Source organism: Mycobacterium sp., from assembly GCF_036488105.1.
Lineage (GTDB): Bacteria > Actinomycetota > Actinomycetes > Mycobacteriales > Mycobacteriaceae > Mycobacterium.
In genome coordinates this window covers 1-9,308 of the sequence record NZ_DASXHW010000086.1, presented here as the reverse complement: position 1 = coordinate 9,308, position 9,308 = coordinate 1, and the positions used below count along the sequence as shown (strand labels likewise).

15 protein-coding genes are annotated in these 9,308 nt (G+C 64.7%); 2 read left to right on the top strand and 13 right to left on the bottom strand.

The window, feature by feature from the left end; genetic code table 11:
* Positions 1-26: 26 nt before the first annotated feature.
* Positions 27-1,256 (top strand): serine hydrolase domain-containing protein, encoded by a 1,230-nt coding sequence (locus VGH54_RS04925; RefSeq protein WP_331510825.1) that lies wholly within the window; start codon positions 27-29, stop codon positions 1,254-1,256.
* Between the two features lie 6 nt (positions 1,257-1,262).
* On the opposite strand, the gene rplO is transcribed toward VGH54_RS04925, so the two are convergent.
* From rplO to VGH54_RS04865, 12 genes are all read right to left on the bottom strand, one after another.
* Positions 1,263-1,703 (bottom strand): 50S ribosomal protein L15, encoded by a 441-nt coding sequence (gene rplO, locus VGH54_RS04920; protein ID WP_331510824.1) that lies wholly within the window; start codon positions 1,701-1,703, stop codon positions 1,263-1,265.
* Positions 1,700-1,933 carry a 50S ribosomal protein L30 gene (gene rpmD / locus VGH54_RS04915; RefSeq protein WP_331510822.1) on the bottom strand — a complete coding sequence of 78 codons (234 nt, stop codon included), beginning with the start codon at positions 1,931-1,933 and terminating at the stop codon, positions 1,700-1,702. Before rpmD ends, rplO begins: the two co-directional genes overlap by 4 nt.
* A gap of 2 nt (positions 1,934-1,935) precedes the next feature.
* Positions 1,936-2,634: a 30S ribosomal protein S5 gene (rpsE, locus tag VGH54_RS04910; protein ID WP_331510821.1), complete on the bottom strand. Its 699-nt coding sequence runs from the start codon at positions 2,632-2,634 to the stop codon at positions 1,936-1,938.
* A gap of 31 nt (positions 2,635-2,665) precedes the next feature.
* Complete coding sequence (gene rplR, locus VGH54_RS04905) at positions 2,666-3,073, bottom strand: 50S ribosomal protein L18 (RefSeq protein WP_331510820.1); 408 nt, start codon at positions 3,071-3,073, stop codon at positions 2,666-2,668.
* A 2-nt stretch (positions 3,074-3,075) separates the two neighbouring features.
* Positions 3,076-3,615 (bottom strand): 50S ribosomal protein L6, encoded by a 540-nt coding sequence (gene rplF / locus VGH54_RS04900; RefSeq protein WP_331510819.1) that lies wholly within the window; start codon positions 3,613-3,615, stop codon positions 3,076-3,078.
* A 12-nt stretch (positions 3,616-3,627) separates the two neighbouring features.
* Positions 3,628-4,026, bottom strand: coding sequence for a 30S ribosomal protein S8 (rpsH, locus tag VGH54_RS04895; RefSeq protein ID WP_285187343.1), 399 nt, complete (start codon positions 4,024-4,026; stop codon positions 3,628-3,630).
* A gap of 105 nt (positions 4,027-4,131) precedes the next feature.
* Positions 4,132-4,317: a type Z 30S ribosomal protein S14 gene (locus VGH54_RS04890; RefSeq protein WP_331510818.1), complete on the bottom strand. Its 186-nt coding sequence runs from the start codon at positions 4,315-4,317 to the stop codon at positions 4,132-4,134.
* A 4-nt stretch (positions 4,318-4,321) separates the two neighbouring features.
* A complete protein-coding gene (rplE, locus tag VGH54_RS04885; protein WP_331510817.1) occupies positions 4,322-4,885 on the bottom strand; it encodes a 50S ribosomal protein L5 in 564 nt (187 codons plus the stop codon).
* 4 nt (positions 4,886-4,889) lie between these two features.
* Complete coding sequence (rplX, locus tag VGH54_RS04880; RefSeq protein ID WP_331510816.1) at positions 4,890-5,207, bottom strand: 50S ribosomal protein L24; 318 nt, start codon at positions 5,205-5,207, stop codon at positions 4,890-4,892.
* The gene (gene rplN / locus VGH54_RS04875; protein WP_331510815.1) at positions 5,208-5,576 is read right to left on the bottom strand and encodes a 50S ribosomal protein L14; all 369 of its coding nucleotides are present in this window, start codon (positions 5,574-5,576) and stop codon (positions 5,208-5,210) included.
* A 222-nt stretch (positions 5,577-5,798) separates the two neighbouring features.
* Positions 5,799-6,392 (bottom strand): DinB family protein, encoded by a 594-nt coding sequence (locus VGH54_RS04870; RefSeq protein ID WP_331510814.1) that lies wholly within the window; start codon positions 6,390-6,392, stop codon positions 5,799-5,801.
* A gap of 73 nt (positions 6,393-6,465) precedes the next feature.
* On the bottom strand, positions 6,466-7,884 hold the full coding sequence (locus tag VGH54_RS04865) for an HNH endonuclease signature motif containing protein (RefSeq protein ID WP_331510813.1): 1,419 nt from the start codon (positions 7,882-7,884) through the stop codon (positions 6,466-6,468).
* A gap of 93 nt (positions 7,885-7,977) precedes the next feature.
* On the opposite strand from VGH54_RS04865, the gene VGH54_RS04860 reads away from it, so the two are divergent.
* On the top strand, positions 7,978-9,117 hold the full coding sequence (locus VGH54_RS04860; protein ID WP_331510812.1) for a hypothetical protein: 1,140 nt from the start codon (positions 7,978-7,980) through the stop codon (positions 9,115-9,117).
* Positions 9,118-9,121: 4 nt separating this feature from the next.
* Here VGH54_RS04860 and VGH54_RS04855 read toward each other — a convergent pair.
* Positions 9,122-9,308, bottom strand: a 187-nt coding sequence (locus VGH54_RS04855) for a DUF4436 family protein (protein ID WP_331510811.1), incomplete at its 5' end; no start/stop codon positions are given.

The window sequence follows — 9,308 nt, the reverse complement described above, 5'->3', positions numbered from 1 at the left end:
CGGGCATATCGCGGTATAACGACTCAATGCGTCGCAAAGTCGCGGTCTCGCCGGACCTGGTCGAGGGCGACGCCGATCAGGGCTACGGCAAGGTCGCCGACGCATTCCGGGCCAACTTCGCCGAACATCGCGACGTCGGCGCCGCCGTCGCGGTGTATCGCGACGGAGTCAAGGTCGTCGACATGTGGGGCGGCTACCGCAACGGCTTCACCAAGGCGCCATGGGAGCACGACACCATGGTCAACATGTTTTCGACGACGAAAGGCATTGCGTCCCTGGCGGTTAGCGTAGCGGCATCACGCGGGCTGATCAGCTACGACGCCAAGGTCACCGACTACTGGCCGGAGTTCACGCAAGCCGGCAAGGCCGACGTTACCGTGCGGCAGCTGCTGTCACATCAAGCCGGGCTGTCCGCACTGGACGCATCGCTTCTGCTCGCCGATCTCACCGACCAGGAGACCCTGTCGGCGGCGCTGGCGGCACAAGCGCCGGCGTGGCCGCCGGGCAGCCGGCACGGGTATCACGCGTTGACCCTCGGCTGGTATGAGTCCGAACTGATCCGGCACACCGACCCGGCCGGTCGGACGCTGGGTCAGTTCTTCGCCGACGAGGTCGCCGCCCCGCTCGGCCTGGATCTCTACATCGGGCTGCCGGCAACGGTGGACCGCGATCGTGTCGCGCACCTGCACGGCTGGCCGCGAGCCGAGGCTCTACTGCATCTGAACGCGATGCCGCCCCGACTTACGCTGTCGCTGCTGAATCCGCGCAGCCTGACCGCCCGAACCGTCAACCTTCCCAACGATGTCGACGCGATGCGCGACTACAACCGCGAAGACATCCGCACCGTCGAGATACCCGCCGCCAACGGGATCGGCACCGCACGCGCAGTCGCCAAGGCCTACGGCAGCGCGGCTACCGGCGGACGCGAACTCGGTTTGACCGCAGACACTCTCGACGCGCTGACCAAATCAGCGGTCACGCCGACCGGCGGGATCCGCGACAAGGTGCTGCACGTCGACTCACTGTTCTCGCTGGGTTACTGCAAACCGGTGCCGCACTTCAGATTTGGATCGTCCGACAGAGCCTTCGGCACACCGGGGCTCGGCGGATCATTCGGGTTCGCCGACCCCGACACCGGAGTCGGCTTCGCCTACGTGATGAACCGGTTGGGCTTCCACCTGTGGAGCGACCCGCGCGAACTGCTGCTACGTCAAGCCCTGTTCCGCGATGTGCTGGGCGCACGACCGCAGAAGTAGCAAGCCTTAGAGTTCGGTCGCTGAGCCACCCGCCGCGGTGATCTTTTCCCGCGCGCTGCCGCTGAACTTGTGAGCGGTGACGTTGACCTTGACGGCCAGCTTCCCGTCACCGAGAACCTTCACGAGCGTGTTCTTGCGAACCGCTCCCTTGGCCACCAGCTCCTCGAGTCCGACCGAACCGCCCTTCGGGAAGAGACGGTTGATGTCGCCGACGTTGACGACCTCGTATTCGGTGCGGAAGCGGTTACGGAAGCCCTTCAGCTTGGGCAGCCGCATGTGAATCGGCATCTGCCCACCCTCGAAGGTGGACGGCACGTTCTTGCGGGCCTTGGTGCCCTTGGTACCGCGACCGGCGGTCTTACCCTTGGAGCCCTCACCGCGGCCGACACGGGTGCGCTTGGTTTTCGAACCCGGCGCGGGACGCAGGTCGTGCAGTTTGATGGTCATTTGGTGCTACCTCCCCCAGACGCGGCCGCAGCCGGCTCGACCTCGACGAGGTGGCGGACGGTCGCGATCAGCCCCCGGGTCTGAGCGTTGTCTTCGCGGACTACGGACTGACGAATCTTCCGAAGTCCCAGTGTGCGAAGGCTTTCCCGCTGCTTCCAGCGGGTGCCGATCGTGCCCCGCACCTGGGTGATCTTCAGCTGCGTCGGTTGTGTTGCTTTTCCTGCGGCCATAGTTATGCCGTTCCTTCACGAGCGGTGCCGGCGCTGGCGGCCAGCGCCTCACTTTCGCGGCGGGCGCGCATCATGCCGGCCGGGGCAACGTCCTCCAGCGGCAGTCCACGACGCGCGGCCACCTCTTCCGGGCGCTGCAGCAGCTTGAGCGCGGCAACCGTCGCGTGCACGACGTTGATCGCGTTGTCGCTGCCCAGCGATTTGGACAGAATGTCGCGCACGCCGGCACATTCCAGTACCGCACGCACCGCACCACCGGCGATCACACCGGTACCGGGGCTGGCCGGTCGCAACAGCACCACGCCGGCAGCGGCCTCGCCCTGCACCGGGTGGACGATGGTCCCACCGATCATCGGGACGCGGAAGAAACCCTTACGGGCTTCCTCGACGCCCTTGGCGATCGCGGCCGGAACTTCCTTGGCCTTGCCGTAGCCGACACCGACCATCCCGTTGCCATCGCCGACGATGACCAGCGCGGTGAAGCTGAATCGCCGACCACCCTTGACCACCTTGGAGACGCGGTTGATCGTGACGACCCGCTCAAGGTAGTTGCTCTTGTCCCCGTCGCGGTCGCGACCGCCACGGCCACCACCATCGCGGCGGCCCCGGTTATCGCGTGAGTCGCGGCCATCGGACCGAGACTCGCGTCCTTCCGCGGGGCCGGATGTCTGGCCGGCCGTTCCAGCCGGTTGCTCCGCCATTATGCGGTCCTTCCAAAGTTGTTGCTTGCCATCAGAATTTCAATCCACCTTCACGGGCAGCGTCGGCCAGTGCCGCGATCCGCCCGCCGTAGGTGTAGCCGCCACGGTCGAACACCACTGCCTCGATTCCAGCAGCCTTGGCCCGCTCGGCGATCAGTTGACCGACCCGCACGCTGTGCGCCTTCTTGTCGCCGTCCACGCCGCGCACATCCGCCTCGATCGACGAGGCGGCGGCGACGGTCGTGCCGGTGAGGTCATTGACCAACTGCACGTGGATGTGCCGCGACGAGCGGTGCACCACCAGGCGCGGACGCTCCGCGGTGCCCGCGATCTTCTTCCGCAGCCGCGCGTGGCGACGCAGCCGCTGCTTGCGCCGAACGGCGGAAACGCTCTGCCCCGCCGGCTTTTGCGCGGTGCTACCAGCTTGTGATTGCGCCATGACTACTTACCTGTCTTTCCGACCTTGCGGCGGATCTGCTCGCCTTCGTAGCGAATGCCCTTGCCTTTGTAAGGGTCGTTCTTGCGGAGACGGCGGATATTGGCCGCGATCTGGCCGACCTTCTGCTTGTCGATACCCGTGATCGAGAACTTGGTGGGCGTCTCGACCGCGAACGTCACGCCCTCGGGCGCAGTGATCAGCACCGGATGGCTGTAACCCAGGGCGAACTCGAGGTTGCTGCCCTTGGCCTGAACGCGATAGCCGACCCCGAAGATCTCCATCTTGATGGTGTAGCCCTGCGTCACACCGGTCACCAGGTTGGACACCAGGGTGCGTGACAGCCCGTGCAGCGAACGGTTGTGCCGCTCGTCGTCCGGACGGGTGACCACGATGGCGCCATCGTCGTTGCGCGCCACGGTGATCGGCTCGGCGACCTGCAAATCCAGGGTGCCCTTGGGCCCCTTCACCGAGACCTGCTGGCCATCGATGGAAACCTCGACCCCGGATGGAATCTGGATCGGCTGCTTACCAATACGCGACATGTCAGTCCCCTCTCACCACACGTACGCGAGGACTTCGCCGCCCACGCCCTGTCTGGCTGCCTGACGGTCGGTGAGCAGGCCCGAGGAGGTCGAGATGATCGCTACGCCCAAACCGCCGAGCACGCGCGGCAGGCCGGTCGACTTGGCGTACACCCGCAACCCGGGCTTGGACACCCGGCGCAGGCCGGCGATGCTGCGTTCCCGGCTCGGCCCGTACTTGAGCTGAACGGTCAGCGCCTTACCGACGCGCGCATCTTCGGTGCGGTAGTCGGTGATGTAACCCTCCCGCTTGAGGATCTCGGCGATGTTGGCCTTGATCTTCGAATGCGGCAACGTCACCTCATCGTGGTACGCCGAATTGGCGTTGCGCAGACGTGTCAAAAAGTCTGCGATCGGATCCGTCATCGTCATGACAGCGGTGTCGCCTTCCTCGCAGTGGTTCCCGGTCCGGGCCTGCTGCGCACCTGTTCTCTGAGTTGGTCTGGTGGTTGCAAAACGGTCTCGTGGTTAGCCGGGTTACCAGCTGCTCTTGGCCACACCGGGCAACTCGCCCGCGTGTGCCATCTCGCGCAGGCAGATCCTGCACAGCCCGAACTTGCGGTAAACCGCGTGCGGGCGGCCGCATTTGTTGCAGCGGGTGTAGGCGCGCACCGCGAACTTCGGCTTGCGCTGACTCTTGTTGATCAGTGCTTTCTTGGCCATCTGGTCAGTTCTCCTTGAACGGAAAGCCGAGGCCGCGAAGCAACGCTCGTCCTTCGTCGTCGTTCGTCGCCGAGGTGACGACGGTGATGTCCATGCCACGGGTCCGGTCGATGTTGTCCACGTCGATCTCGTGGAACACCGACTGCTCGCTCAGCCCGAAGGTGTAGTTGCCCGAACCGTCGAACTGCTTGGGCGACAGACCGCGGAAGTCCCGGATACGCGGCAACGCGATCGAGGTGAGCCGGTCGAGGAACTCCCACATCCGGTCGCCGCGCAGGGTCACCCGCGCTCCGATCGGCATGCCCTCACGCAGCTTGAACTGCGCGATTGATTTGCGTGCCTTGCGGATTTCCGGCCGCTGTCCGGTGATCAGCGCCAGGTCCTGGACCGCGCCGTTGATCAGCTTGGCGTCGCGGGCGGCGTCGCCGACACCCATGTTCACCACAACCTTCACCACGCCCGGGATCTGCATGACGTTGGCGTAGCCGAACTCCTTGTTCAGCGCGTCACGGATCTCTTCGCGGTAGCGCGTCTTCAGCCTGGGCTGAACCTTCTCAGTAGTTGTCATGCCCTCAGATGTCCTTGCCGTTGTGCTTGGAGATGCGGACCCGCTTGCCGGTCTCCTCGTCGACCCGGTAGCCGATCCGAGTGGGCTTGCCGTCGGAGTCGACCACCATCACGTTGGAGACGTGGATCGCGGCTTCCTGCGTGACAATCCCGCCCGACTGCGCTCCGCGCTGGTTGGTCGAGATCGCGGTGTGCTTCTTGATCCGGTTGACGCCCTCGACCAGCACCTTGTTGCGAGTCGGGTAAGCCTGAATCACTTTGCCTTTGGCGCCCTTGTCCTTGCCCGCGATCACCAGGACCGTGTCACCCTTGTGCACCTTCATCTACAACACCTCCGGGGCAAGCGAGACGATCTTCATGAAGCGCTTTTCCCGCAGCTCACGGCCAACCGGCCCGAAGATGCGGGTTCCACGCGGGTCGTTGTCGGGCTTGATGATGACGGCCGCGTTCTCGTCGAACCTGATGTAGCTGCCGTCGGCACGGCGGCGCTCCTTGACGGTGCGAACGATGACGGCCTTGACGACCTCACCGCGCTTGATGTTGCCACCGGGGATGGCGTCTTTGACCGTCGCCACGATGACGTCGCCGATGCCGGCGTAACGCCTACCCGAGCCGCCGAGCACGCGGATGCACAAGATCTCCTTGGCGCCCGTGTTGTCGGCGACCTTCAGCCGCGATTCCTGCTGAATCACTCGATCTCCTGACCTGGTTCACGTATGCACGCCCACGCGCGGATGAGCCGGAGGACATGGTCCACAGACCTGTCGTGCATGGTCTTCGTCACCGAAAGGCACGCGGGGCTGACGATGAAGCTTCGAGATGCCAGCCGAGGTCTGCCCAAGGCAACCCCTAGAGTCTAGGTGAAGACCTGCTCAGAGCCAAATTCCTGGTCGACGGCCATTACCGGCGGCCGACTACCCGCTGATGCCGCCGACTCTCCGGATGTCGCCGAGGTGATGGATACCTTCGTGCATCGCTTGACGGACCAGCCAACGGGCGGTGCGATCCTCGCCGGGCAAACGCGTCGCGATGCGGTCCCAGTTCCCTTCTTCCATACGGGCGATTTGCTCGCAGAAACCCTCGGCAGCTGCAGACAGTTCGTCCAGCGTGGCATTTATGTCGCAATCGTTGTACCGGAATCGGCGCGCCCGCAGGTCGTTGAACATTGGCTCCAGTGCAGGCCGATCTTCCGCGCGGATGCGGTGGAGTCGGATGGTGTAGCTCACGTAGACATCACGAAGATGGCAAAGGTACTCAGCGACCGACCAGACTTGCCTACCTTGTCTCCGGCACGCCTCAGGCGAGATAGCGGAGACCACCGCCCGGACCACACCCGGCAAGCCGATAATGACGCCGACGGCGTCGTCGACCGTGATCTCCGGATAGACCAGCGCGCAGACATCACAGGTGTAATCCTCCGCGGCCAGCGGCGGTAGCTGCTCGTGGTTATCCGGACGCGATGCGGGCATGTAAAAATCCTCCGACTTACCATCGGACTGGTTTCGCAAGTCCAGTATCGTCCGCCAGGCTGCCGGTTGCGCTCACCACCTGCACGGCTAAACATGCCCCCACGGCAAGAACTCAGAAGGGCGGGGGTTCGTCGTCTCCCAACGGTGGCGCGGGTCCGCATGAAACGGATTGGCGCGCTTGGCGGTTTCGTCGCCGTTGGGTGGCGATGTAGTCGGCGCGGTGTTGGGCCCGGGTCCGTCGCCGCTTGGGCATCATCGCGTCTCGGTCGACGCACCGCGACCGCTGAGGTGTGGGGTCTAGCGCGCCGGTTGGTGTGCAGAGACTGGGGAACAGCAAGGCGCTACCCGGAGTGGTGACGTAAGTCTGGCCAGATGGCGCGGTCCAGATCAGCGTGCCATCGGGAAGCTGCTGATCGCACCAACCCCAGAAGGTCTTGATCAAATGATGAAGGCGGCAAAGGGATTTGAGGTTCGACGCGTGTGTCGGACCGCCGTCGCCATAGGGGACGGTGTGGTCGACATCGCAGCGCACCGCGGGCTTATCACAGCCGGGGAACCGGCACGTCAGATCGCGGCAGCGGACGAAATCCGCCAACGCTTGCGACGGCGCGTAGCCACGCTCCGGTGCCGCATCAGCTGGATGGAACAGTGGCCGCAGCTTGGCCGACTTGGCCAAGTCTGCGATCAGCTCGGCGGGGATCAGCGCGTCCGACCCGATCATCGAACCAGGCGTCTGCGTAGACCCGTCAAGAGTGGCCTGCTCGGCGAGCACATGGATCACCACCGCTCTAGGCGCAGGCGTGGCGGCGGCCGAGCAGTGCGGCTGCCCACAACGACACATCAGCCGATCGGCCCCGGCCGCCATGGCCCCCATGGCATCGGCGCGGCGCTGATTGCGGGTGCGCGGATCATCCGCACAGACCGTGGCGGCCAACGCATCCAGCCGCGCATCGACCGCGTGGGCATCGGTGGTGACGAGCCGGCCGAATATCTCGGTCAAGCCATCTGCATCGCCCCAGATCGACACTTCCCGATCTCCGCGCAGCTCACGCCGGCGCCGCACCGCATCACGATCGGCGCGAGCCACAACCCGGTCCACATAACTGGCCAGACGACCCTGCGTCATTGCCGGCCACCGCGGGATCGCGGCCGCGAGCCGCGCATCCACGGCTGCCATCACCTCGGGGTCGGTGATCAAATCGGTGCGATAGGCGATCGTCTGGAACATGCGATATGAGACGTCACCAGCTTGGAGTAGCGCACCCACCTGTGACAGTCGTGTGCGCATAGTCCGGGCGTAGTAGAGGTAACTGGTCGCCTGCGCCTGGGTAACGCTTAACGCCGCGCCCACCTCGGCCGCGATCGCCTCTTGGGTATCCGTGCACCAGGTCTCACGCTCCCCGACCTGACGCAGGCGCAAAAGATCAAATTCCCCAATAGCCGCAAGCCGCTCGCCCGCCGCGCGGTTCTCCGCCCGCGAAGCCGCAACTATCCGCTCAGCAAGTGCGGCAGCCATCGGTTTATCGAACATAGGTTCGATTATGCCATGGTCCACTGACGGAAACTTTTGGGCCGGGTCGCGAGTTGTGGATGAATGCGGCCGCTGACTGAAAGAGTCGCAGCTATGTCCTGGTCGCAAAGAACAAAGATTGCCTCAGCTATTTGCATCATTCTCTGCGCTTCCTGCGCCCATCCGCCGGTCAAGGGCCGCCTCGCAGAGCCGACGCCCGGCAAATCCGTCGGACGTCCCGGATGCGGGCCGCCGATCAACTACCAGGTCTTCAAGCGGGACGCCTTCGGCTCCGACTGGTCGAAGGCCAAGAACCTGCTCGCCTACAACGCCAAGGGCACCGACGGCGCCTATCACATCTATACGGTCAAACCGGACGGCTCCGACCCCGTCCAGCTCGGAGCGGGGTCGGGCGGTTTCCCGCAGCGCAGCACCGGCACACCGGTCTGGAGCCCATCGGGGGCGTTCATCGCCTTCGTCGCCGAGAAGTCGATCCATCCGGGCAGCTCGGTGACCGCCACGCCGGGCTGGGGCAGCTACTCCGATCTGTGGGTGGCCAGCGCCGACGGCTCACACGCCTGGCAGCTCACCGACGTCGCCACCGATCAGGACGACGGCACGATCATCCCGGAGTTCTCTCCTGACGGGCGGCTGCTCGAATGGACCGAGCGCACCAAGTCCGCCAAGGCGCTCGACCCGAATCGGTTCGCCGGGTTCTGGGCGATCAAGGTGGCCGACTTCAACGTCGGCCCGGACGGCACACCGGCGTTGTCCAACGTCCGCGCCGTGTCGCCGACCGGCGACGCCTTCAACGAAACCGGCGGCTTCTCAGCCGATTCCTCATCTCTGGTGTTCACCAGCGATTTCGAAACCCACAACTTCTGGAGCAACCAGATCTACCGCTACGACCTGAATTCCGGTGCAATTACTCGACTTACGCGCGGCAACAGCTACAACGAGCATCCCCGCTACACCCCCGATGGGCAGGTGCTGTGGATGACCAACGCCGACAACCCGTCACACGGCACCGACTGGTGGACGATGAGCCCCGACGGCTCAAATCCGCAGCGGCTCAGTGACTTCAACGCTGACGACAACGCCAAAGCCATTGGGCACAAACGGGTCTACGCGACGACCGTACAGACCGCCAATTGGAGCCCGGACAACAGCGCGTTCTACGGGGACGTGGAAACCAACCTGTTGACCTCCGACAGCGTGATCGTGCGCGCCGAACTCACCTGCCACGGGTCGTGACGCGTCAATCCCCTTGCCGGACATAGGAGTAGATGTACAACGCCATCGCTGTCGCCAGCGCGAGCAGCACCCACTGCACCAGCGCCTGGTCGATCATCGAACCCGGCGGCGGCGCACCGGGAAGAATATTTCGCAACGGAACGATCGCGAACAAGTTCGCCGCGTACCAGGTGGCGAACGGCGGCACGAAC